Genomic DNA, 20,681 nt, shown 5'->3' on the forward strand with positions numbered 1-20,681 from the left:
CCCGGCACCGCAGCCCGGAGTTTGCCCGGCCGGGGGTGTGCGGTCCCTCGGCCGTGTGGGAGGTCTCGACGCAGTCAGGGCAGAGAGCGTCGGGTACCTCGTTCCACCCTCCTGTGCGGGGAGGATGGAGGCTCGTTGCGTTCATTGTGGACTAGACCATTCTTGTCTGTCCATCCACAGGAACGCGGTCCTTCCCGGCCCATACTCCAACACGCGGCCCCGGAGATCCAGGTTCACCGCCCCCGAATTCCGCGGGTACGCTCGCACCGTGCCCTCCATGAACGACCTCGTACGCCAGCACACCGCCCTGAGCGACTCCGACCTCGAGTGGCTCCACCTGCTGGTGTCGGAGTGGCAGCTGCTCTCCGACCTCTCCTTCGCCGACCTCGTCCTCTGGGTCCCGACCCTCGACGGCACGCGGTACGTCTCCGTCGCCCAGATGCGGCCGAACACCGGCCCCACCTCCTACCAGGACGACATGGTCGGCCACCTGGTCCCGCGCGGCCGCCGCCCGCTGCTCGACGCCGCCCTCGACGAGGGGCGGATCGTCCGCGAGGGCGATCCGGAGTGGCGCGAGGAGGTGCCGGTGCGGGTCGAGTCGATCCCCGTGCGGCGCGAGGGCCGGGTCCTCGGCGTCATCGCCCGCAACACCAACCTGCTGACCGTCCGCACCCCCTCCCGCCTGGAGCTCACCTACCTCCAGTCGGCCTCCGACCTCGCCCAGATGATCGCCGCCGGAACGTTTCCCTTCTCCGGCGAGCAGGTCGACATGGACTCCTCGCCCCGCGCCGGCGACGGCCTCGTCCGCCTGGACGCGGAGGGCATCGTCCAGTACGCCTCGCCCAACGCCCTCTCCGCCTACCACCGGCTCGGCCTCGCCGCCGACCTCGTCGGCCAGCACCTCGGCCAGATCACCGCCGAACTCGCGCCCTCGCGCGGCCCGGTGGACGAGGCCCTGGTCACCCTGGCCTCCGGCTACGCGCCGCGCGAGTTCGAGGTCGAGGGCAACGGCGGGGTGATCCAGTTGCGGGCGATCCCGCTCAAGCCCAAGGGCACCCGCATCGGTTCGCTCGTCCTGCTCCGGGACGTCACCGAACTGCGCCGCCGCGAGCGCGAGTTGATCACCAAGGACGCCACCATCCGGGAGATCCACCACCGGGTGAAGAACAACCTCCAGACGGTGGCCGCCCTGCTCCGCCTCCAGGCCCGCCGGATGGACTCCGACCGGGGCCGCGAGGCCCTCAACGAGGCCGTGCGGCGCGTCGGTTCGATCGCCATCGTCCACGAGACGCTGTCCCAGAACCTGGACGAGCGCGTGGAGTTCGACGAGATCGCCGACCGCGTCATCGCGATGGTCGCGGAGATCTCCCCGGGCAAGGTCACCTGCCGGCGCAACGGCCGCTTCGGCATCCTCGACGCCGAGGTCGCCACTCCGCTCTCCATGGTCCTGACCGAGGTCTTGCAGAACGCCCTGGAACACGCCTTCGCGCAGGGGGAGCAGGGCACGGTCGAGGTCTCCGCCGTCCGCGGCGAGGCCCGGACCGACGCCCGTCTCCTCATCACGGTCAAGGACGACGGCTGCGGTCTGCCCGAGGGGTTCGACCCGCAGCGGGCCGGAAACCTCGGCCTCCAGATCGTACGGACCCTGGTGGAGGGGGAGTTGGGCGGAACCTTCGACATGCTGCCGGGCACGGAGCGCGGCACGAAGGTGGTCCTCGACATTCCCGTACAGCCCCAGAAGTGACCTCCGCCGCCGTCGCGGCGGAGAAACGGCCCGGGTGAACGGGACCGGAAACAGGACCGGAAAGCGGACGGCGGAACAGAGCAGCGAGCCCCGGACCGAAGGGAATTCGGTCCGGGGCTCGAATGCTGTGGGTTACTACTGCGCGCTGCGACTCAAGGGCGGTGATTGCACACGCGATGTGTGCGCCGCTCGCCTGAGGCTGTAAGTGGGGCGTCAGGCGCTGGCGTTGCGCGCCCGGTTGCGAGCGGCACGGCGCTTCATCGCGCGGCGCTCGTCCTCGCTGAGGCCACCCCAGACGCCGGAGTCCTGGCCGGACTCGAGCGCCCACTGCAGGCACTGCTCCATGACGGGGCAGCGGCGGCAGACGGCCTTGGCTTCCTCGATCTGCAGCAGCGCAGGACCGGTGTTGCCGATGGGGAAGAACAGCTCGGGGTCTTCCTCACGACAAACGGCGTTGTGACGCCAGTCCATGGCTGCTACCTCTCTTGGTATTACGTGCAGGTTGCTTGTGAATGTGAACGCTTTCACGAATCCCCCCGCAAGGGAAGGGCCGACTGCCAGATGAACTGGTGTGGTCCTTGGACTGAGGAGGGGTTCTGGCTCTCAGTGGAGGCCGGTCTTGCGGGCCGTCCCGATCGCCAAGAAGAGACTCGCAAACCTCGGCAGCGGATACAACCCCTTCTGGAAAGTTTTTTTTGATTCCTCGGTGTCGGCTAGGTCACAGCCGTACTTCTTAGGGGTGGATGCGCGCCTAAACGTTCGAGTGAAAGGACTTTGGGCCCTTCCACTCACACAATCACACGCAGTGCACGGCGAACGCCTGTGAACGTCACGCTCGTACGCAGCCCGAGGTGGTCTCCGTCCATCTGGAGGGGGAGGGGGACCTTCGAATGCAAGGTGAAGTCGGTCAGATCGTGCAGGGACACGGCGTGCTTGCCGCGGGGCCCGCGCTCCGGGGACGAAGTGAGCAACTGGGTGGCATACCGGGCCACCGCGGGGGTAGAGAGACGCCTCAGCCCGAGCACGTCCAGCGCGGTTTCGAAGGAGGCCTCCGGTGACGCGTACACCGGACGATTGCCCAGGTAGGTCCAGGGAGAGGTGTTGCAGATTATGGAGAGGACCAGGTCCTCGACCGGCTCCTCGCCGGGGCGCTCCAGGGTGATCGTGCCGTGCCGACGGTTCGTCTCGCCCAGGAACTGGCGCACCACCTGGCGCAGATAGAGGGCGTGCGTGGACCTCTTCCCGCGCTCCCGCTGCTGTTCGACCCGGCCGATGACGCTCGCGTCGAAACCGAGGCCGGCACAGAAGGTGAACCAGCGGGACGGCACCGATTCGTCCTCCGTGTCCGGCGTCCCGGACGCGAGCCCGAGGCTCACCGTCCGTGTCCGCTCCTCACGCAGCGCGTCGAGCAGGGCGCCGGTCGCCTCCACGGCGTCGTTCGGCAGCCCGAGCGCGCGGGCGAAGACGTTGGTCGACCCGCCGGGGACGACCGCGAGGTCCGGCAGCCGGTCCGGATCGGGCCCGCCGTGCAGCAGGCCGTTGACCACCTCGTTGACCGTGCCGTCCCCGCCGAGGGCCACGACCAGATCGATGTTCCCGGACTCGGCGGCCCGTCGGCCCAGGTCACGCGCGTGTCCGCGGTACTCGGTGGTGACCGCCTCCAGCTTCATCTCGCTGGCAAGGGCGTGGATGAGGACGTCACGGGTGCGGGCACTGGTGGTGGTGGCTGCCGGATTGACCACGAGAAGTGCGCGCATGGTCGCCAGCGTACCTACCCGGCGGTACCGGGCCCAGTCCGGTCCGTTCCGCGGGACCCGGCCCCGGCCCCGCCCCCGGCGTCACTGCGATGTCGCTCCGGTGTCGCTCACGGCCCGTCCGACCGCACCCGGCCCCGGCGGTCCCGGAGGCGGCCCCGTTACCCTGCCTTCCATGAGCAGTGCGGAGCAGACCCCCGTCAGCGGTACGGAGCAGGCCCCCCGTCCCACCCGTCTCGCCGCCGCGGCGGCCGTGGCCGGCGCCGAGGCGCTCGGACTCGTCGCCGGGGGCGTCTACATGCTGGTGAACGCCCTGACCGGGAGGCCCGGCGACCTCACCGGCGCGGTGACGGGCGCCGTGACGCTCGTCGCGCTCGGCCTGATCCCGCTGGCCGCCGCCCGCGGCCTGTGGCTGCGCCGCTCCTGGAGCCGCGGACCGGCCGTCATCACCCAGATCCTGGCCCTGCCGGTCGCCTGGCAGATGCTCCAGGCGAACAGCGCGATGATCCCGGCGGGCGTCGTCCTCGGCGTCCTGGCCGTCACCGGGCTCGTCCTCCTGGTGAACCCGGCCACGACCGAGGCGCTCGGCATCCGGCGCCCCGGACAGGACGCCCCGTGAACGTCGTCCTGTGAGCGACACCCCGTGAACAGACAGGGCCGGGTTCTACTCCTCCACCAGGAGCTTCTCCCGCAACTGCGCCAGCGTCCGGGCGAGCAGCCGGGAGACGTGCATCTGTGAGATGCCCACCTCCTGCGCGATCTGCGACTGGGTCATGTTCCCGAAGAAGCGAAGCAGCAGGATCCGCTTCTCCCGGGGCGGCAGGTCCTCCAGGAGCGGCTTGAGCGACTCGCGGTACTCGACCCCCTCCAGGGCCTCGTCCTCCGCGCCCAGTGTGTCCGCCACCGCCGGCGACTCGTCGTCGGTGTCCGGGACGTCCAGGGAGAGCGTCGAGTAGGCGTTCGCCGACTCCAGACCCTCCAGGACCTCCTCCTCCGAGATCCCGAGCCGCTCGGCCAGCTCGTGCACGGTCGGGGAGCGGCCGTGCTGCTGGGACAGCTCCGCCGTCGCCGTGGTCAGCGAGAGCCGCAGCTCCTGGAGCCGGCGGGGCACCCGTACCGCCCAGCCCTTGTCCCGGAAGTGGCGCTTGATCTCGCCGACGACCGTGGGGGTCGCGTACGTCGAGAACTCGACCCCGCGCTCCGGGTCGAACCGGTCCACCGACTTGATCAGGCCGATCGTCGCCACCTGCGTCAGGTCGTCCAGCGGCTCGCCGCGGTTGCGGAAGCGCCGGGCCAGGTGCTCCACCAGCGGCAGGTGCATCCGCACCAGCCGGTTGCGCAGCTCAGCCTTCTCGGGGGAGCCCTCCGGCAGCTCGCGCAGTTCGACGAAGAGGGCACGGGCGCCGTTCCGGTCGTGCGGGACCGGGACGGCGTGGGTCTCCGGAGCCTCGTCGGCCCCGGCCTTGTCCTCGTCCCCGTCCTCGGATCCGGTGGACTTGTCGCCGGCCCCGGTCCCGGTCCCGGCCTCCGTCGCCGTCCCGGCGGCCCCGGCCTCCCCGGATCCGTCGACCTTGCCGGATCCGTCGACCCCGTTGACCCCGTCGACCCCGTCGACGTCGATCCCGCCGACGCCGGCCTCCCGGACCCCGGGAGCCTTCGCGGGGCCCTCGGGCACGCCCGGCGCCCCGGCGCCCTCGTGCTGCTGCTCGTGCTCGCTCATCTGGTCCGCCCGCTCCGTAGCGACCTCATGCGGCCGCGCCTTCTGCCCGGGGATGCCGGCCGTCGCGTCCCCGCTCCTCACGCCGGGCCTGGCCCCGCGCCGCGCTGTTTGTACAGGCTGATCGAGACCGTACGGTCGTCGGCCACCGACGACTCCACCTTCCCGGCCAGCGCCGACAGCACCGTCCAGGCGAAGGTGTCGCGTTCGGGAGCGCGGCCGTCCGTCGTCGGGGCGGAGACCGTCACGTCCAGCGAGTCGTCGACCAGCCGGAAGACGCAACTGAGGACGGATCCCGGCACGGCCTGCTGGAGCAGGATGGCGCAGGCCTCGTCGACCGCGATCCGCAAGTCCTCGATCTCGTCGAGGGTGAAGTCCAAGCGCGCCGCGAGGCCGGCCGTGGCCGTACGCAGCACGGACAGATAGGCACCCGCAGCGGGCAGCCGGACTTCCACGAAGTCCTGGGTCCCGGGCTCGCCTGCGATCTGGGACACCCTCACCTCCAAGGTGGCACAAACTCATTCGGGGCCCGGGGGAGAGGCCCCCGAACCGGGCGGTACGCAGGGAACTGCGCAGTCCGCCGTGACGCTATCGCGATCCGTCCCGCCGTGTCGCCGCGCGTTCCCCGCCCCCGTCACGACCCGTCACCCATGGTAGGCCCATGGACGCGGACGGTGGACGGAGGCCTGTGGACAACGGAACCGAGCGACCGGCGGAGGGGTGACGTACCCAAGCGGGAGCCCGTCGAACCGCCCGCCGCGCAACCGTCAGACGATCGCGCCGTCCACGAAGCACCAGCGCCACCGCTCGCCCGGCTCGAAGGTCCGCATCACCGGGTGTCCGGTCGAGGCGTGGTGCGCGGTCGCGTGGCGTCCCACCGAGGAATCGCAGCAGCCCACGTGCCCGCAGGTCAGGCAGAGCCGCAACTGGACCGGATGCGTGCCGTCCGCAAGGCACTCGGGACAGGTGTCGGCCAGCGGCGCCGGTTCGGGGCGCGGCAGTTCGGCAAGGTGGGGGCACTCGCTCATGATGGCCAGGTTACGTCGCGGTACGGACGAGAGGGCGGGCGGCGGCATGGACGCACTGCAACTGGTGGGGCTGGTGGCGGCGAGCGCCGCGATCGCGGGCGCGGCCCGCCGGACCCCGGTGCCCGCCCCGCTGCTCCTGGTCGCCGCCGGGCTCGCCGCCTCGTACGTCCCGGGCGTCCCCGACTACACGCTCGACCCGCACATCGTGCTGCCGCTGATCCTGCCCCCGCTCCTCTACACGGCCGCCGTCGACTCCTCCTACCTCGACCTGCGGGCCAACGTCCGACCCGTCGCCCTGCTCTCCGTCGGGTACGTCCTCTTCGCCACCGTGGCCGTCGGCTGGCTCGCGTACGTCCTCGTGCCCGACCTGCCGCTCACCGCCGCCCTCGTGCTCGGCGCGGTGATCGCCCCGCCGGACGCGGTCGCCGCCACCGCCATCGCCCGCAAGCTGGGCCTGCCGAACCGGATCACCACGATCCTCCAGGGCGAGTCCCTGGTGAACGACGCGACCGCGATCACCGCCTACAAGGTCGCCCTCGCGGCGGCCGTGGGCGAGGGCGTCGGTTGGGCCGGCGGGGTGGGCGAGTTCGCGCTCGCGGCCGTCGGCGGCATCGGCGTCGGCCTGGTCCTCATGGTCCCCATCCACTGGCTCCGCCTCCACCTGCGGGACTCCCTGCTCCAGAACACCCTCTCCCTCCTCATCCCCTTCGTCGCCTACGCGGCCGCCGAGGAGGTCGGCGCCTCCGGGGTCCTCGCCGTCGTCGTGGTCGGCCTCTTCCTCGGCCACCGCGCCTGGCAGGTCGACTTCGCGACGCGCCTCCAGGAGGAGGCCGTGTGGAAGATGGTCGCCTTCGTCCTGGAATCCGCCGTCTTCGCCCTGATCGGCCTCCAACTCCCGTACGTCGTCCAGGGCCTCGGCCGGTACGGCGTCGGCGAGGCGGCCGGGTACGCGGTCGGCGTCTTCGTCGCCGTGGTCCTCGTCCGCTTCCTCTGGGTCTACCCGGCGACCTTCCTGCCCCGGTGGCTCTCCGCCCGCGTCCGGGAGCGGGAGCCGGGGGTGGACTGGAAGGCGCCGCTCGTCGTCGGCTGGGCCGGCATGCGCGGAGTGGTCTCGCTCGCCATCGCCTTCTCCATCCCCGTCGTCGCCGACGGCGAGGAGTTCCCGTCCCGCAACCTCGTCCTCTTCCTCACCTTCACCACCGTGATCGGCACCCTGGTGGTGCAGGGCCTCACCCTGCCGCCCCTGATCCGGCTCCTGAAGCTCCCCGGGCGCGACCGGTACGCCGAGACGCTCGCCGAGGCGCAGGCCCAGAGCGAGGCCTCGCAGGCCGCCGAGGAGCGCCTCGACGAGCTCCTCGCGGACGAGCGCAACGCCCTGCCGCCGCCCCTCGCCGACCGGCTGCGGACCGTGCTCGAACGGCGCCGCAACGCGGTCTGGGAGCGGCTCGGGTCGGTCAACGAGGTCACCGGGGAGACCGCCGACGACACCTACCGGCGCCTCTCGCGCGAGATGATCGACGCCGAGCGGGAGGTCTTCGTGCACCTGCGCGACGCACGCCGGATCGACGACGAGATGATGCGCGTCCTGCTCCGCCGCCTCGACCTGGAGGAGGCGGCCGCCTACCGCGAGGAGACCGACGGCTGAACCCCGTCCGGGGCGCCCGTGACCACCGCCGCGATCCGGGTGCCCGGGGGGAACGCGCCCTCCTCCGCCAGGGTCACGAGCCCGTGCAGCATTTTGGCCACATACAGTCGCTCGATGGCGAGTTCATGCCGTTCTTCGAAGTCCTGTGTGAACGCCTCCAGAGCCGGGGACACGCGCGCGTAGCCCCCGCCGTGGAAGCGCTCGTCCAGGGACCAGTCGCCGCGCGGGCCGCCGAACGCCGCCTCCTGGAGGGCGCGGACCTCCCCGCCCAGGAACCCCCCCTTGAGGACCGGGAAGCCCAGGGCCCGCCGCCCGGGGGCGAGACCGGCCGCGAGGCCCGCCAGGGTGCCGCCCGTGCCGCAGGCGACGGCGACCGCGTCCGCCGCCCCCGCGAGCTCCCGGCCCAGCTCCGCGCAACCGTGCACGGCGAGCGCGTTGCTGCCGCCCTCCGGGACGACGTACGCGCCCGCGGGGGCACGCTCCAAGAGCGCCGCGAGGACGGCGGGGTCGCTTTTCGCGCGGTACGTGGCCCGGTCCACGAACTCCAGGCGCATCCCGTCCGCCGCGCACCGCGCCAGGGAGGGGTTGAGCGGGCGCCCGGCCAGCTCGTCGCCCCGGACCACCCCGACCGTGGGGAAGCCCAGCAGGCGGCCGGCCGCCGCCGTCGCCCGCAGGTGGTTGGAGTACGCCCCGCCGAAGGTGAGCACGGGCCGCCCGGCCGCCGCCTCCAGGTTGAACGCGAGCTTGCGCCACTTGTTGCCCGGCAGGTCGGGGTGGATGAGGTCCTCGCGCTTCAGGAGCAGCACGAGGCCGCGCCGGGTGAAACGTTCGTCCTCCACCGGTTCCAGGGGCGAGGGGATCCGGGGCCGCAGCCGGGAGAGGTCGAACGCGTTCACGGGACCATTGTGTCGCCCGGAAGCCCCGGCGCCCGAAGGGCCCGACTCCCGGACGCCCCGGCCCCCTCCGGACGGCCCCGGCACCCGGCCCCGGCGCCCGAAAGCCCTGCCGTCCCGGACGCCCCGCCCCCTCCCGGCCCCCGCCGCCCCGGCTACCGCATCCGTTCGGCGATCCGCTCCCGCATGGAGGCCATGGTGAAGCCTCTGGGGTCCGACTTCCCCGGCTGCCACTCCAGGTGGCCGATGACCGACCGGTGCGTCCAGCCGTGCACCCGGCACACGGCCGCCGCCGCCTTCGCGATGGCCTCCAACTGGACCTTCGGCCACGGGTCCACGCCGTCCCCGAGGTTCTCGCACTCGAAGCCGTAGAAGTGCCGGTTGCCGTCCGTGGTGGCCTCGTTGTCGGGTGGCAGGCCCCGTTCGGCGATGACCGCCCGGAGCACCTCGTCGTCGCCGAGCCCGGCGTGGTTGGCGCGCCCGTAGCCGACGAGGTGGACCGTGCCGTCCTTGGCGATCACGCCGTGGCAGAGCGGCCCCGGCAGGCCCGCGTAGCCGTCCCGGCAGATCCGGACGGTGCCGGCCGTGCCCCGGGTCACGGTGTGGTGGATCATCACGCCGTGCACCGGGCCCCAGGGGCCCTTGTGGTTGCGGTTGTGGGTGGTCCAGGCGCCGACCTGGACGACCGTGAGGCCCTCGCCGCGCAGCGCGGTGAGGAACCTGTTCGCGGACATGGGGGCAGCCATGGCGACTCCTTCCGGGGGACGGAATGGACCTCCGGAGTACCGGAGCACATCGCTCCGCCGCCATCCGTTCGGATCGTGTGCGAGCCGATCCGGACACGGGACCGGAGGGGTGGCCGGGGCTCGACCGTCCGGTGGGAAAACCGGTGACATGCCCCGAAGATCTTCGAACAGTCCCACTCGATCGTGTAATGGCGCCGGCACGCTGCGTACTGAAAGGCTTCTCACGCAACTCAGTCATACGAGAGGGAGTTCCATGTCCGTAGGTTCGGTTGGCGACGAGGTCCTCGCGGAGCAGCAGGCGCCGCAGCAGAGTCTCGGCACCGCCGCCGCGCGGAACCTCGCCACGACCACCAAGTCGGCCCCGCAGATGCAGGAGATCACCTCCCGGTGGCTGCTGCGGACGCTGCCGTGGGTCCAGGTGCAGGGCGGCACGTACCGGGTGAACCGGAGGCTCAGCTACTCCGTGGGGGACGGGCGCGTCACCTTCGTCCAGACGGGCGAGCGCGTCGCGGTGATCCCCGCCGAACTCGGCGAACTCCCCGCCCTGCGCGGTTACGAGGACGAGGACGCGCTGTCCGAGCTCGCCTCCCGCTGCACCCAGCGGGAGTACGCGGCGGGCGAGACCCTGGCCGTCGCGGGCACCCCCACCGACCGGGTGTACCTCCTCGCCCACGGCCGGATCGAGCAGATCGGCGAGGGGCCGTACGGCGACGAGGCCGTCCTCGGCGTCCTCGCCGACGGCGCCTACCTCGGCGAGACCGCCCTGATCCGCGAGGACGCCACCTGGGAGTGGACCGCCCGGGCCGCCACCGCCTGCACGGTCCTGGAGCTCACCCGGGCCGACGTGCGCAACCTCGCGGACCGGGCCGGCTCGCTCGCCACCCACCTCGCGGCTGTCGCCGCCCTGCCCGAGCAGCGCACCAACAAGTACGGCGAGGCCGCCATCGACCTCTCCGCCGGCCACGTCGGCGAGGCCGTCGTCCCGCACACGTACGTCGACTACGACGCCTCGCCCCGCGAGTACGAACTGAGCGTCGCCCAGACCGTCCTGAAGGTCCACAGCCGCGTCGCCGACCTCTACAACCAGCCGATGAACCAGACCGAGCAGCAGTTGCGGCTCACGGTCGAGGCCCTCCGAGAGCGCCAGGAGTACGAGCTCGTCAACAACAAGGAGTTCGGCCTCCTCTCCAACTGCGACTACGAGCAGCGGATCCAGCCCCACGACGGCGCCCCCGGTCCGGACGACATGGACGAGCTGCTCTCCCGCCGCCGGGGCTCCAAGATGTTCCTCGCCCACCCGCGCGCCATCGCCGCCTTCGGCCGCGAGCTCAACAAGCGCGGTCTGGTGCCCGAGACCATCGACGTCAACGGCAACCGCATCCCGACCTGGCGCGGCGTGCCGATCTACCCGTGCAACAAGATCCCGGTCTCGGACGCCCGCACCACCTCGATCATCTGCATGCGCACCGGCGAGGCCGACCAGGGCGTGATCGGTCTGCACCAGACCGGCATCCCCGACGAGATCGAGCCCAGCCTCTCCGTCCGCTTCATGGGCATCGACGAGCAGGCGATCATCTCCTACCTGGTCACCGCCTACTACTCGGCGGCGGTCCTCGTCCCGGACGCCCTCGGCGTCCTGGAGAACGTCGAGGTCAGCCGCTGGCGCTGAGCCCGCGGCGCCCGGGGGCGGGGGAGTGGACCCTCCCGCCCCCGGGCGTCCCGGCCCGCCGCGGCGGACGACCGCGGCGAAGGACGCGAAGGAAGTGACCGTGACCATGACCAGCGCGGGCGCCGCCACCGGCGGCCAGGGGGCCGCGGCGCTCCTGGACCGGACGCGGGCCGCCGTCCAGCCCCAGCTCCGCTCGACCGTCGAGACCCTGCCCGGTTCCATACGACGGGTGGCGATGTACCACTTCGGCTGGGAGCACGCCGACGGCACCCCGGCCGCCGGGCAGGCGGGCAAGGCCGTCCGGCCCGCCCTCGTCCTCGCCGCGGCCCGCGCGCTCGGCGCCGAGGAGGCCCGCGCCGTGAAGGCCGCGGCCGCGGTGGAGCTCGCGCACAACTTCACCCTGCTCCACGACGACATCGTCGACGGGGATCCGACCCGGCGCCACCGGCCCACCGCCTGGACGGTCTTCGGCATCCCGGACGCGCTGATCGCGGGCGACGCGATGAGCGCGCTCGCCCTGCGGCTGCTCGCCGAGGACCCGCACCCCGCCTCGGCGGCCGCCTCCGCGCGCCTCGCCGCCTGCGTCATCGAGCTCTGCGCGGGACAGCAGGCGGACTGCGCCTTCGAGCGGCGCGGCCCGCGCGAGGTCTCCCTCGACGAGTGCACGGCGATGGCCACCGCCAAGACCGGCGCGCTGCTCGGCTGCGCCTGCGCCCTCGGCGCGCTCTACGCGGGCGCGGGCGAGGAGGAGGTCGCGGCGATGGACGCCTTCGGCCGGGAGGCGGGCCTCGCCTTCCAACTGATCGACGACCTCATCGGCATCTGGGGGAACCCGGAGCGCACGGGCAAGCCGGCCGGGGCCGACCTGGCCGCCCGCAAGAAGTCGCTGCCCGTGGTGGCGGCGCTCACCTCCGGGACCCCGGCGGGGGAGGAGCTGGCCGAGCTGTACTCCCGTCCGGCCCTCGACGCGGCGGGGGTGCGGGCGGCGGCGGACGCGGTGGAGCGGGCCGGCGGGCGCGACTGGGCGCAGGCCCAGGCGGCCGAGCGGATGGGCCGTGCCGTCGAGCACCTGGCGCAGGCGGTCCCGGACCCGGTGGCCGCGGGGGACCTGCTCGCCCTGGCGGAGTTCGTCACCCGGCGCACGCGCTGAGCCCCGCTTCGGTGCCGATCCCCGCTCCGGTGCCGAGCCCCCTTCCCGCGCCGAGCCCCGTTCCCGTGCCGGGGCCCGCCCCGGGCCCGGAGGCGGTCAGGCCTCGGGGACGACGCGGTTGACCACGGTCTCGATCAGGTCGTCCAGGTCCCGCTCGCCGTGGAGGCTGGGGACGGTGAAGTGGTCGAACAGCAGCCCGGTGAGGGCGAAGTAGAGCAGCCGGACCGTGTCCGCGTCCCCGGGCATCCCGGAGTCCAGGTGCAGCCGGACGTTCTCGTCCAGGTCGGAGCGGAGCACCTTCGTGAGCTGCGTCCGCAGCTCCGGGCGGCGCACGGCCTCAAGACGCAGTTCGAAGAGTCCCAGGTAGCAGGTGCGCTCGGCAGCCATGCGCCGGGCGAGCCAGCGCATCAGCTCGACCATCAGCTCCCTGCTGGGCGCGGGCCGCATGGCGGTGTCGACGGCGCCGGGCTCCGGGGTGAGCCGTACGAAGATCCGGTCGCCGACCTGGGAGAGCAACTGGTCCCGGTCGGTGAAGTAGTTGGACGAGGTGCCCGTGGGGACCCCGGCCCGGGCGTCGACCGCCCGGAAGGTCAGCCCGCGGGCCCCTTCGTCCGCCAGTACCTCGATCGCCGCGTCGAGCAGGGCCGTACGGCGTTCCGGGTTTCTCGCCACCTGGGGCTCCATCCGTGCTGAGCGTGTTCACGCCGACGATAGGGCTTGCGCAACCACTACAAGTGAAGCACTATAACTGTCGTGGTTGCGGAAGCGGCCACGTCCGAGCCCCCGAACGAAGAGGACCGGTTTGCGCAAGCTCACCTACTACATCGCCTGCACCATCGACGGCTTCATCGGCGACCCCGAGGGCGACGCCACCTCCATGTACAAGTACGTGGACGAGGCGTACCTCCGGTGGATGAACGCCGAGTACCCGGAGACGGTCCCCACCCAGGCGCGGGAGGCCCTCGGCATCGACGGCCCCAACGAGCGCTTCGACACCGTGATCCAGGGGATGGGGTCGTACCGGCTCGCCCTGGACATCGGCGTCACCAGCCCCTACAGCCACCTGCGCGAGCTCGTCGCCACCCGTTCCACGGCCGAGTCGCCCCACCCGGACGTCGAGCTGATCCGCGACGACCTCGTGAGCCGCGTCCGCGAACTCAAGGCCGAGGGCGGCCCGCTGGACATCTGGCTCTGCGGCGGCTCCACCGTCGCCGGCGAACTCGTCGACGAGATCGACGAGCTGATCATCAAGACCTACCCGCAGGTGTACGGCACCGGCATGCCGATGTTCGGCGCCGGTTTCGAACCCCGGGACTTCGAGCTGGACGACGTCCGCACCTTCGACAACGGCGTGCTCGTCCGCCGGTACTCCAGGAAGCGGTAGCGCCCGCGGGCGGGTGCGTACGCGCGTACGGAGGCGTACGCGGGCGGGGCGTCCTACCCTGAAGACATGGGCGACGAGGTGTCTCGCACGACGCGGGACCCGCTGGCCGAGCACCCCTGCCCGGCCTGCGGCGGACCGCGCACCGTACTGGCCGCCCGGCACAAGGTCCTCGGGGCCTGGGTGCCGGAGTGGGAGGTGCAGCCCTGCCGCGACCCGGAGTGCCCGCTCCACGAGGAGCGCGAGGGCGGTGAAGGTGCGGAAGCCGCGACACCGCACGTGACCGGCAAGGACGACGAGATCGGGAGAAGTCCGGCCCCGGGGTGACCGGACGCGCGGTGGAGCCGGTCGTGCCGCTACAGTCCGCGCATGTCATCGGAGTCGACGGAAGTCTGGACCGGCTGGTACCGGGACCGCAGCGGCGCGGAAGCGATCGCCATCACGGCCGACGGACGGCACGTCGCCGTCCGGATCAGGGGGACCGAGTACGCGGGCGAGGGCTTCGCCGCGCTCACCGCCGCCGACGGACGGGCCCTCACCGGCTGCGTCCTGGAGTGGGACCTTCCGCTCCCCGTCGTCGCGGACGGCGCCTCCCAGCGGGCCACGCTGAGCTGCCTGCTGACGCTCGGCGAGCGGTCCGACCTCAGCCTGACGCTGCACTACGGCGGCGCCGCCTTCGAGGCGTGCGTCGCGGGCGGCGACTTCGAGGGGGCCCTCGACCGGGTCCGGCGCCAGTTGCCGCCCGGCACGGACTTCGGCCGCGGCCTCCTCCAGCCGGCCTGACGGACCGCGGGCCCCGGGGCGGGACTTCGGGGAACGGGAACGGCGGCGCCCGGGGAGGGACGCCGCCGTACTCGTACTCCTGCCCCGTCAGTTCTTGAGGGCCGAGGCGAGGCCGTAGCGCCACAACTGGTCGACGCGCGAACGCTCCTGCGCGTTCGGCTGGGAGTTCCGGCAGGACGTGCCGGGGCCGCCGCCCGACATCAGCTCGCTGCACGGACCGCTGTAGTGGTCCGGGAGGCCGAGGACGTGCCCGGTCTCGTGAGCGGTCACCCGGGTCGAGTCGTACTGCTGGTTCTGCCGGTAGTCGAGGAAGATGTAGCCGCTGCCGTGACCGTTGGTGCTGGCGTACGAGCCGCGGGAGTCGTTGCCCTCGTAGTACGAGAAGTCGGGGCTGCCGCCCTCGACGAGACGGACGTTCGCCACCGAGCTGTTCCATATCTGGGCCGAGCGGGCGATCTGGGTGCGGAAGCTCGGCGCGTTGGCGGCGCTGTAGACGACGGTGACGGCGGCCGCGCCGGGAGCGGCGGCCCGCTTCTTCGCCACCGACTTCACGACGGCCTCGAAGAAGGCCTGGTTGGCCTTGGCCTCCTCGGCCGAACCGGCGTACGCCACGGCGGCGTGGCCGGCGGACACGGCCCGGTCGTCGGGCGCGGCGGCGGCCGGGGCCGCGCCGAGGGAGGCGGCGAGACCGAGGCCGAGGACGGAGGTCAACGCGGCGGTGAGGACCTTGGGATGACGCATGGGGGGCTCCTCCTATGTGGGGTTGGGGAGAGTCTGGAGGGAGCCGGGGCGCGCGGGGATGATGCCAACCCCCGATAGCCCCACCGCATCACCTCGCCCCGTCCCGTCAACCACCTTGGAATGAAAGGTGATTGAGGGGTTCCGGGTATCTGGTGTGTCTCAGGGAGCCGCCCTACCCTCGGGGCATGGAGCTGGAGGTGAGACATCTGCGCGCGCTCTGCGCCATCGCGGACGCGGGCAGCCTGCACAAGGCGGCGCGTCAACTGGGCATGAGCCAGCCCTCGTTGACCACCCAGTTGCGCCGGATCGAGAACTCCCTGGGCGCCGAGCTCTTCTCGCGCGGCCGCACCGGCTGCCGCCCCACCCCGCTCGGCCGCTCGCTGCTCAGCCGGGCCCGCCCCCTGGTCGCGGACATGGCCGCGCTCGTCACCGAGACCCGGGCCGCGGTCGCCCGCGCCGGCGGTCCCGGGCTCCGGGTCGGCTCGACCGCGAGCCGGGCGCTCCCGGGCTGGCTGCGCCGGCTCCGCCAGCGGCTGCCCGGCACCGAGGTCGGCCTGCGGGTGGACGTCTCCGCCCACGCGCTGCTCCGCATGGTCGCCGCCGGCCAGCTCGACGTGGCCTTCGTGCACGAGGTGGAGGGCTGTCCGCTACGGGTCCCCGAGGGCCTCACGGGACGCGTCCTGGTCGCCCGCGAACCGCAGTTCGTCTCCATGGCCCGCGACCACCCGGCCGCCGCCCGGCCCGTCGTGGACCTCGCCGACCTCGCCGACGACCACTGGATGGTCGATCCGACCGTCGACGGCGAGTGGGACGGCCTGCGCCGGGTGCTGCACGCCGCCGGCATCGACCCGCCGCTGCTGCACGGCGACTACCACACGGCCGCCTCGCTCATCGCCCTCGGCGAGGCCGTCGCCCCCTGCCAGCCGACCTCGGGCCCGCGCGAGGACATGGCCGTCCGCCCCCTGCGCGGCGACCCCCTGGCGGTCCGCCTCCTGCTGTACGCCCGCCCGGGCGCGCCCCTGGACGTCCTGTACGCGGAACTCGCCGCCGCCTACCGCGAGGCGGCCCTGCGCGCCGCCCCGTACCGCGAGTGGTTACGGGGCCAGGGGGCGGCGGCGGAGGTCTCGGTGGGCCCGTGCCTGACACCGGCGTGAGCGAACGGGACCCGGAGCCCCTGGCACGCCCGCCGCGCGCGGACGCGCACTCTCCTGCCGATCCCCCACCCGTCTCCCGGAACGCCCGAAGGGGCACGACCGGCGAGCGGTCGTGCCCCTTCGGAGCGGGGACGGAAGGTCAGGCCTTCTTCGTCTCCCAGAAGATGCGGTCGATCTCGGCGATGAGTTCCAGCGCCTTCTCGCCCGTCTTCGGGTCCGTCGACGCCTTGGCGGCCGAGAGGGCCTTCAGGGTGTCGTTGACGAGCTGGTTGAGCTCGGGGTACTTCTCGAAGTGCGGGGCCTTGAAGTAGTCGCTCCAGAGCACCGAGACGTGGTGCTTGGCGAGCTCCGCGCGCTGCTCCTTGATGACCGTGGCGCGGGCCCGGAAGTGCGGGTCCTCGTTGGCCTGGTACTTCTCCTGGACAGCCTTGACGGACTCGGCCTCGATGCGGGCCTGGGCCGGGTCGTACACGCCGCACGGGAGGTCGCAGTGGGCGCTGACCTTCACCTTGGGGGCAAACAGGCGGGAGAGCATTGAGCCGTCCTTCCTCGTGATCGTCTTCTCAGGTGGGACATTACTCGGTGAGAAGGGCGTTTTCTCGGGCGCCCCCTGGGGCTTAGGTCAAAAGTCCAGGGTCACCATGGGACTCGTGTACGAGTGGACGAGTGGATCGGGAGGTCCCGGATGAGCGGGTCGGGGCGGGAGCTGGCGGGGGAGGCCGGGGCTCCGTTCGGGATCGCCGAGGTGACGGGCGTGTCGATGGTGCCCACGCTGCTGCACGGGGACCGGCTGCTCGTGCACTACGGCGGGCGGCCGCGGCCGGGGAGCGTGGCCGTGCTGCGCCATCCGCTCCAGCAGGACCTGCTCGTCGTGAAGCGTCTGATCGAGCGACGCGACGGCGGCTGGTGGGTGCTCGGCGACAATCCGGACGCCGAGGGGGACAGCCGGGTCTTCGGGGCCGTACCGCCCGAACTCGTGCTCGGGCGGGTCCGGGCGCGGTACCGGCCGGTGACGCCGGGGCGTCAGCGTTCGGCCGGGGTGGTGCTCTCCTGGCTCGTCTCGTGCGTCAGGCCCGTGCGGTCCGTGCGCCCGGCCTCCAGGCGCTTGCGGGCCCGGTAGGCCGCCACGTTGGCGCGGGTCGCGCAGCGGTCCGAGCAGTAGCGGCGGGAGCGGTTGGTCGAGGTGTCGAGGTAGGCGTTGCGGCAGGGCGGCGCCTGGCACAGGCCCAGCCGGTCCGCGCCGAACTCGGTGAGGTGGAAGGCGAGGCCCATCGCGCAGATGGCCGCGTACCCCGTCGTCGCGTTCGAGGAGTGGTCGGCGAGGTGCATGTGCCAGCGCGGCCGGCCCTCCTCGTCGAGGATGTCGTGGCCCGAGATCTGGGGGCTGACCGGGAACTCCAGGAGCAGGGAGTTCAGCAGGTCCACGGCCCCCGTGTGGTCGCCCTCGTCGGCCGCCGTGAAGACCGCCCGCAGCCGGGCCCGGATCGCGCGGAAGCGGGGCACGTCCGCCTCGGTGACCCGCCGGGCCATCTGGGAGGCCGAGCCGAAGAGGTCCCGCACCACCTCGACCGAGGTGAGGGCGTCCTTGCCGCGGGTCGGCTCCTCGGTGTTGACCAGACGCACGGCGAAATCCGAGTAATGGGCCAGTTCCACTTGTAGTCCTTACTTCGGCGGGCTAGTGTCTCGGTCGAAGGGGGTAACGACTGTTTCCCCTTCGAGGGTATTACGAAGTGGGGAGGGCGCGGCGATGACCGGAACCGACTGGGCGGGCTGGCAGCAGAGCTGGGACCGTCAGCAGGAGTGGTACATGCCGGACCGCGAAGAGCGGTTCCGCGTGATGCTCGACATGGTCGAGGCGCTCGTGGGGCCGAAGCCCCGCGTCCTCGACCTCGCGTGCGGTACGGGAAGTATCACGGATCGGCTCCTCAAGAGGTTCCCGGAGGCGACCAGTACCGGCGTCGACCTCGACCCCGCCCTCCTCGCCATCGCCGAGGGGTACTTCGCTGGGGACGAGCGCGTCACCTTCGTGACCGCCGACCTCAAGGACCCCGCGTGGGCCGCGGACCTGCCGTACGACGCGTACGACGCCGTCCTCACCGCCACCGCCCTGCACTGGCTCCACAGCGAGCCCCTCGCCGTCCTCTACGGGCAGCTCGCCGGGCTCGTCCGGGACGGCGGCGTCCTCATGAACGCCGACCACATGATCGACGGGGCCACGCCCCGCATCAACGCCGCCGAGCGGGCGCAGCGGCACGCGCGCATGGACCGCGAGAAGGCCGCCGGGGTCCTCGACTGGGCCGACTGGTGGGCCCTCGCCGGCAAGGACCCCGTCCTCGCCGGACCCACCGCCCGCCGCTTCGAGATCTACGGTGAGCACGCCGACGGCGACATGCCCTCGCCGCGCTGGCACGCCGACACCCTGCGCGCCGCCGGCTTCGGCGAGGCCCGGACCGTCTGGGCCTCGCCCTCCGACACCCTGCTCCTCGCCGTGAAGTAGCCGGGGCGGAGACGGACGAAGGGGCGGTACGGGAGATCCCGTACCGCCCCTTCCCGTGCGCCCTACAGCACCTTGGACAGGAACGCCTTCGTCCGGTCGTGCTGCGGGTTGCCCAGGACGTCGCGCGGGTTGCCCGACTCGACCACCACGCCGCCGTCCATGAAGACCAGCGAGTCGCCGACCTCGCGGGCGAAGCCCATCTCGTGCGTGACGACGACCATCGTCATGCCCGACTCGGCCAGGTCCCGCATGACGTCGAGGACGTCGCCGACCAGCTCCGGGTCGAGCGCCGAGGTCGGCTCGTCGAAGAGCATCAGCTTCGGCTCCATCGCCAGCGCGCGGGCGATCGCCACGCGCTGCTGCTGGCCGCCGGAGAGCTGCGAGGGGTAGTTCCCCATCTTGTCCCGCAGGCCGACCCGGTCGAGCAGGCGCTCGGCGCGCTCGCGCGCCACCGCCTTCGTCTCGCCCTTCACCTGGACGGGCGCCTCCATGACGTTGGCCAGGGCCGTCATGTGCGGGAAGAGGTTGAAGCGCTGGAAGACCATGCCGATGTCGCGGCGCTGGAGCGCGACCTCGCTGTCCTTCAGCTCGTAGAGCTTGTCGCCCTTCTGGCGGTAGCCCACCAGGTGCCCGTCGACCGAGAGCCGGCCGGCGTCGATGCGCTCCAGGTGGTTGATGCAGCGCAGGAAGGTCGACTTGCCGGAGCCGGACGGACCGACCAGGCAGAAGACCTCGCCGTTGCGGACCTCCAGGTCGATGCCCCGGAGGATGTGGGCGGCGCCGTAGGACTTGTGGACGCCCTCCGCCTTGACCATGGGCTCGCCGGTCATCCGGACACCGCCGATCGTTTGAAGGTGCTCAGGTTCGCCTTGATCCGCTGCCAGGGGGTGGGCGGCAGGTTGCGGGTCGAACCGCGGGAGAAGCGACGCTCCAGGTAGTACTGGCCGACGCTGAAGACGCTGGTCAGCGCCAGGTACCAGATGGAGGCGACGAACAGCATCTCCATCACGGCGCCGGCCGTGTTGCCGATGTTCGACGAGGCCCGCAGGAGCTCGGTGTACTGCACGGCCGAGACCAGCGACGAGGTCTTCAGCATGTTGATGAACTCGTTGCCCGTCGGCGGCACGATCACCCGCATGGCCTGCGGAAGGACGATCCGCCCCATGGTCTTCGTCTGGGACATGCCGAGCGCGTGCGCCGCCTCGGTCTGGCCCTCGTCGACCGACTGGATGCCCGCCCGGACGATCTCCGCCATGTAGGCGCCCTCGTTCAGGCCGAGGCCGAGCAGGGCCACCATGAACGGCGTCATGACGTCCACGGTCTCGTTCTTGTAGATCGGCCCGAGGTCGATGTACTGGAAGATCAGCGACAGGTTGAACCAGACGAGCAACTGCACGTAGACCGGCGTGCCGCGGAAGAACCAGATGTAGAGCCAGGCCACCGCGCCGGTGACCGGGTTCTTGGAGAGCCGCATCACGGCGAAGAGGATGCCGAGGACGAGGCCGAGCGCCATCGAGGCGACGCTGATGAGGATGGTGTTCCACAGGCCGCTGATGATCGACGGATCGAACACCTTGTCCCACACCGTGTCCCAGATGATGTTGCCCTGGGAGAAGGCGTAGGCCAGCCAGCCGAGGAGGACCACGACCACCACGGCGCTGACCCAGCGGCCGTAGTGCCGCACGGGGACGGCCTTGATCGCCTCGTACGGGGTGGTGCCCGACGGGCCGGACCCGGCCGGAGCGGCGGCCGGGTCCTTGTGGATCTTGTCAGTCATGA

24 protein-coding genes are annotated in these 20,681 nt (G+C 72.1%); 11 read left to right on the forward strand and 13 right to left on the reverse strand.

What is annotated here, in order from left to right; all coding sequences use genetic code 11:
* The first annotated feature begins 277 nt into the window (after positions 1-277).
* Positions 278-1,744 (forward strand): sensor histidine kinase, encoded by a 1,467-nt coding sequence (locus ACFYNX_RS03095; RefSeq protein WP_388657038.1) that lies wholly within the window; start codon positions 278-280, stop codon positions 1,742-1,744.
* Positions 1,745-1,957: 213 nt separating this feature from the next.
* Here ACFYNX_RS03095 and ACFYNX_RS03100 read toward each other — a convergent pair whose 3' ends face one another.
* Positions 1,958-2,215, reverse strand: coding sequence for a WhiB family transcriptional regulator (locus ACFYNX_RS03100; protein WP_003953983.1), 258 nt, complete (start codon positions 2,213-2,215; stop codon positions 1,958-1,960).
* A 317-nt stretch (positions 2,216-2,532) separates the two neighbouring features.
* Positions 2,533-3,501: a diacylglycerol/lipid kinase family protein gene (locus ACFYNX_RS03105; protein ID WP_388657041.1), complete on the reverse strand. Its 969-nt coding sequence runs from the start codon at positions 3,499-3,501 to the stop codon at positions 2,533-2,535.
* Positions 3,502-3,673: 172 nt separating this feature from the next.
* On the opposite strand from ACFYNX_RS03105, the gene ACFYNX_RS03110 reads away from it, so the two are divergent.
* Entirely contained in the window at positions 3,674-4,117 is a 444-nt protein-coding gene (locus ACFYNX_RS03110; RefSeq protein ID WP_388657043.1) for a hypothetical protein, read from the forward strand.
* Between the two features lie 45 nt (positions 4,118-4,162).
* Here the strand turns inward: ACFYNX_RS03110 and ACFYNX_RS03115 are convergent, their stop codons facing one another.
* The 3 genes from ACFYNX_RS03115 to ACFYNX_RS03125 form a co-directional block, all read right to left on the reverse strand.
* Positions 4,163-5,218 carry an RNA polymerase sigma factor SigF gene (locus tag ACFYNX_RS03115; RefSeq protein WP_388657046.1) on the reverse strand — a complete coding sequence of 352 codons (1,056 nt, stop codon included), beginning with the start codon at positions 5,216-5,218 and terminating at the stop codon, positions 4,163-4,165.
* Positions 5,219-5,295: 77 nt separating this feature from the next.
* Positions 5,296-5,709 carry an anti-sigma regulatory factor gene (locus tag ACFYNX_RS03120; RefSeq protein WP_019889334.1) on the reverse strand — a complete coding sequence of 138 codons (414 nt, stop codon included), beginning with the start codon at positions 5,707-5,709 and terminating at the stop codon, positions 5,296-5,298.
* 273 nt (positions 5,710-5,982) lie between these two features.
* Positions 5,983-6,243 (reverse strand): UBP-type zinc finger domain-containing protein, encoded by a 261-nt coding sequence (locus ACFYNX_RS03125; protein ID WP_125667219.1) that lies wholly within the window; start codon positions 6,241-6,243, stop codon positions 5,983-5,985.
* Positions 6,244-6,289: 46 nt separating this feature from the next.
* Here ACFYNX_RS03125 and ACFYNX_RS03130 point away from each other — a divergent pair, with 46 nt between their 5' ends.
* Positions 6,290-7,888 (forward strand): Na+/H+ antiporter, encoded by a 1,599-nt coding sequence (locus ACFYNX_RS03130; RefSeq protein ID WP_388657049.1) that lies wholly within the window; start codon positions 6,290-6,292, stop codon positions 7,886-7,888.
* Here the strand turns inward: ACFYNX_RS03130 and ACFYNX_RS03135 are convergent.
* Entirely contained in the window at positions 7,864-8,784 is a 921-nt protein-coding gene (locus ACFYNX_RS03135) for a 1-aminocyclopropane-1-carboxylate deaminase/D-cysteine desulfhydrase (RefSeq protein WP_388657052.1), read from the reverse strand. The genes ACFYNX_RS03130 and ACFYNX_RS03135 overlap by 25 nt on opposite strands.
* Positions 8,785-8,936: 152 nt before the next feature.
* Positions 8,937-9,527, reverse strand: coding sequence for an N-acetylmuramoyl-L-alanine amidase (locus tag ACFYNX_RS03140; RefSeq protein WP_365541283.1), 591 nt, complete (start codon positions 9,525-9,527; stop codon positions 8,937-8,939).
* A gap of 253 nt (positions 9,528-9,780) precedes the next feature.
* Between ACFYNX_RS03140 and ACFYNX_RS03145 the strand changes: the two genes are divergently transcribed.
* Together ACFYNX_RS03145 and ACFYNX_RS03150 are read left to right on the forward strand one after the other, a co-directional pair.
* On the forward strand, positions 9,781-11,196 hold the full coding sequence (locus ACFYNX_RS03145) for a family 2B encapsulin nanocompartment shell protein (RefSeq protein ID WP_365541285.1): 1,416 nt from the start codon (positions 9,781-9,783) through the stop codon (positions 11,194-11,196).
* Between the two features lie 106 nt (positions 11,197-11,302).
* A complete protein-coding gene (locus tag ACFYNX_RS03150; protein WP_388657828.1) occupies positions 11,303-12,346 on the forward strand; it encodes a family 2 encapsulin nanocompartment cargo protein polyprenyl transferase in 1,044 nt (347 codons plus the stop codon).
* 96 nt (positions 12,347-12,442) lie between these two features.
* On the opposite strand, the gene ACFYNX_RS03155 is transcribed toward ACFYNX_RS03150, so the two are convergent.
* Entirely contained in the window at positions 12,443-13,018 is a 576-nt protein-coding gene (locus tag ACFYNX_RS03155; protein ID WP_388657057.1) for a TetR/AcrR family transcriptional regulator, read from the reverse strand.
* A 130-nt stretch (positions 13,019-13,148) separates the two neighbouring features.
* Here ACFYNX_RS03155 and ACFYNX_RS03160 point away from each other — a divergent pair, with 130 nt between their 5' ends.
* From ACFYNX_RS03160 to ACFYNX_RS03170, 3 genes are all read left to right on the forward strand, one after another.
* Positions 13,149-13,730 (forward strand): dihydrofolate reductase family protein, encoded by a 582-nt coding sequence (locus tag ACFYNX_RS03160; RefSeq protein ID WP_388657060.1) that lies wholly within the window; start codon positions 13,149-13,151, stop codon positions 13,728-13,730.
* Positions 13,731-13,796: 66 nt separating this feature from the next.
* Positions 13,797-14,054: a hypothetical protein gene (locus ACFYNX_RS03165; protein WP_365541291.1), complete on the forward strand. Its 258-nt coding sequence runs from the start codon at positions 13,797-13,799 to the stop codon at positions 14,052-14,054.
* Positions 14,055-14,096: 42 nt separating this feature from the next.
* Positions 14,097-14,510, forward strand: coding sequence for a DUF6304 family protein (locus ACFYNX_RS03170; RefSeq protein WP_388657063.1), 414 nt, complete (start codon positions 14,097-14,099; stop codon positions 14,508-14,510).
* Positions 14,511-14,597: 87 nt separating this feature from the next.
* On the opposite strand, the gene snpA is transcribed toward ACFYNX_RS03170, so the two are convergent.
* The gene (gene snpA / locus ACFYNX_RS03175; RefSeq protein ID WP_388657066.1) at positions 14,598-15,251 is read right to left on the reverse strand and encodes a snapalysin; all 654 of its coding nucleotides are present in this window, start codon (positions 15,249-15,251) and stop codon (positions 14,598-14,600) included.
* 185 nt (positions 15,252-15,436) lie between these two features.
* Between snpA and ACFYNX_RS03180 the strand changes: the two genes are divergently transcribed.
* Positions 15,437-16,405, forward strand: coding sequence for a LysR substrate-binding domain-containing protein (locus tag ACFYNX_RS03180; RefSeq protein WP_388657069.1), 969 nt, complete (start codon positions 15,437-15,439; stop codon positions 16,403-16,405).
* Positions 16,406-16,544: 139 nt separating this feature from the next.
* On the opposite strand, the gene sodN is transcribed toward ACFYNX_RS03180, so the two are convergent.
* Positions 16,545-16,940, reverse strand: coding sequence for a superoxide dismutase, Ni (gene sodN, locus ACFYNX_RS03185; RefSeq protein WP_030207400.1), 396 nt, complete (start codon positions 16,938-16,940; stop codon positions 16,545-16,547).
* Positions 16,941-17,090: 150 nt separating this feature from the next.
* Between sodN and sodX the strand changes: the two genes are divergently transcribed.
* A complete protein-coding gene (gene sodX, locus ACFYNX_RS03190; RefSeq protein ID WP_388657072.1) occupies positions 17,091-17,525 on the forward strand; it encodes a nickel-type superoxide dismutase maturation protease in 435 nt (144 codons plus the stop codon).
* Here the strand turns inward: sodX and ACFYNX_RS03195 are convergent.
* Positions 17,429-18,058 carry a CGNR zinc finger domain-containing protein gene (locus tag ACFYNX_RS03195; RefSeq protein ID WP_365541301.1) on the reverse strand — a complete coding sequence of 210 codons (630 nt, stop codon included), beginning with the start codon at positions 18,056-18,058 and terminating at the stop codon, positions 17,429-17,431. The two genes, sodX and ACFYNX_RS03195, sit on opposite strands and share 97 nt — an antisense overlap.
* Positions 18,059-18,152: 94 nt before the next feature.
* Between ACFYNX_RS03195 and ACFYNX_RS03200 the strand changes: the two genes are divergently transcribed.
* Positions 18,153-18,902, forward strand: coding sequence for a class I SAM-dependent methyltransferase (locus ACFYNX_RS03200; RefSeq protein WP_388657075.1), 750 nt, complete (start codon positions 18,153-18,155; stop codon positions 18,900-18,902).
* 62 nt (positions 18,903-18,964) lie between these two features.
* Here ACFYNX_RS03200 and ACFYNX_RS03205 read toward each other — a convergent pair whose 3' ends face one another.
* Positions 18,965-19,732: an amino acid ABC transporter ATP-binding protein gene (locus tag ACFYNX_RS03205; protein ID WP_125662824.1), complete on the reverse strand. Its 768-nt coding sequence runs from the start codon at positions 19,730-19,732 to the stop codon at positions 18,965-18,967.
* The gene (locus tag ACFYNX_RS03210; protein WP_388657078.1) at positions 19,729-20,679 is read right to left on the reverse strand and encodes an amino acid ABC transporter permease; all 951 of its coding nucleotides are present in this window, start codon (positions 20,677-20,679) and stop codon (positions 19,729-19,731) included. The genes ACFYNX_RS03205 and ACFYNX_RS03210 overlap by 4 nt, the downstream gene beginning before the upstream one ends.
* Between the last annotated feature and the right edge of the window lie 2 nt (positions 20,680-20,681).

It is taken from the genome of Streptomyces sp. NPDC007872, from assembly GCF_042868165.1.
In the GTDB taxonomy this organism is placed as follows: Bacteria; Actinomycetota; Actinomycetes; order Streptomycetales; family Streptomycetaceae; genus Streptomyces.

Coding starts and splice junctions, on each gene's coding strand:
- ACFYNX_RS03095 (WP_388657038.1), top strand. CDS start 278: ATGAACGACCTCGTACGCCAGCACACCGCCCTGAGCGACTCCGACCTC.
- ACFYNX_RS03100 (WP_003953983.1), bottom strand. CDS start 2,215: ATGGACTGGCGTCACAACGCCGTTTGTCGTGAGGAAGACCCCGAGCTG.
- ACFYNX_RS03105 (WP_388657041.1), bottom strand. CDS start 3,501: ATGCGCGCACTTCTCGTGGTCAATCCGGCAGCCACCACCACCAGTGCC.
- ACFYNX_RS03110 (WP_388657043.1), top strand. CDS start 3,674: ATGAGCAGTGCGGAGCAGACCCCCGTCAGCGGTACGGAGCAGGCCCCC.
- ACFYNX_RS03115 (WP_388657046.1), bottom strand. CDS start 5,218: ATGAGCGAGCACGAGCAGCAGCACGAGGGCGCCGGGGCGCCGGGCGTG.
- ACFYNX_RS03125 (WP_125667219.1), bottom strand. CDS start 6,243: ATGAGCGAGTGCCCCCACCTTGCCGAACTGCCGCGCCCCGAACCGGCG.
- ACFYNX_RS03130 (WP_388657049.1), top strand. CDS start 6,290: ATGGACGCACTGCAACTGGTGGGGCTGGTGGCGGCGAGCGCCGCGATC.
- ACFYNX_RS03140 (WP_365541283.1), bottom strand. CDS start 9,527: ATGGCTGCCCCCATGTCCGCGAACAGGTTCCTCACCGCGCTGCGCGGC.
- ACFYNX_RS03145 (WP_365541285.1), top strand. CDS start 9,781: ATGTCCGTAGGTTCGGTTGGCGACGAGGTCCTCGCGGAGCAGCAGGCG.
- ACFYNX_RS03150 (WP_388657828.1), top strand. CDS start 11,303: ATGACCAGCGCGGGCGCCGCCACCGGCGGCCAGGGGGCCGCGGCGCTC.
- ACFYNX_RS03165 (WP_365541291.1), top strand. CDS start 13,797: ATGGGCGACGAGGTGTCTCGCACGACGCGGGACCCGCTGGCCGAGCAC.
- ACFYNX_RS03170 (WP_388657063.1), top strand. CDS start 14,097: ATGTCATCGGAGTCGACGGAAGTCTGGACCGGCTGGTACCGGGACCGC.
- snpA (WP_388657066.1), bottom strand. CDS start 15,251: ATGCGTCATCCCAAGGTCCTCACCGCCGCGTTGACCTCCGTCCTCGGC.
- ACFYNX_RS03180 (WP_388657069.1), top strand. CDS start 15,437: ATGGAGCTGGAGGTGAGACATCTGCGCGCGCTCTGCGCCATCGCGGAC.
- sodN (WP_030207400.1), bottom strand. CDS start 16,940: ATGCTCTCCCGCCTGTTTGCCCCCAAGGTGAAGGTCAGCGCCCACTGC.
- sodX (WP_388657072.1), top strand. CDS start 17,091: ATGAGCGGGTCGGGGCGGGAGCTGGCGGGGGAGGCCGGGGCTCCGTTC.
- ACFYNX_RS03200 (WP_388657075.1), top strand. CDS start 18,153: ATGACCGGAACCGACTGGGCGGGCTGGCAGCAGAGCTGGGACCGTCAG.
- ACFYNX_RS03205 (WP_125662824.1), bottom strand. CDS start 19,732: ATGACCGGCGAGCCCATGGTCAAGGCGGAGGGCGTCCACAAGTCCTAC.
- ACFYNX_RS03210 (WP_388657078.1), bottom strand. CDS start 20,679: ATGACTGACAAGATCCACAAGGACCCGGCCGCCGCTCCGGCCGGGTCC.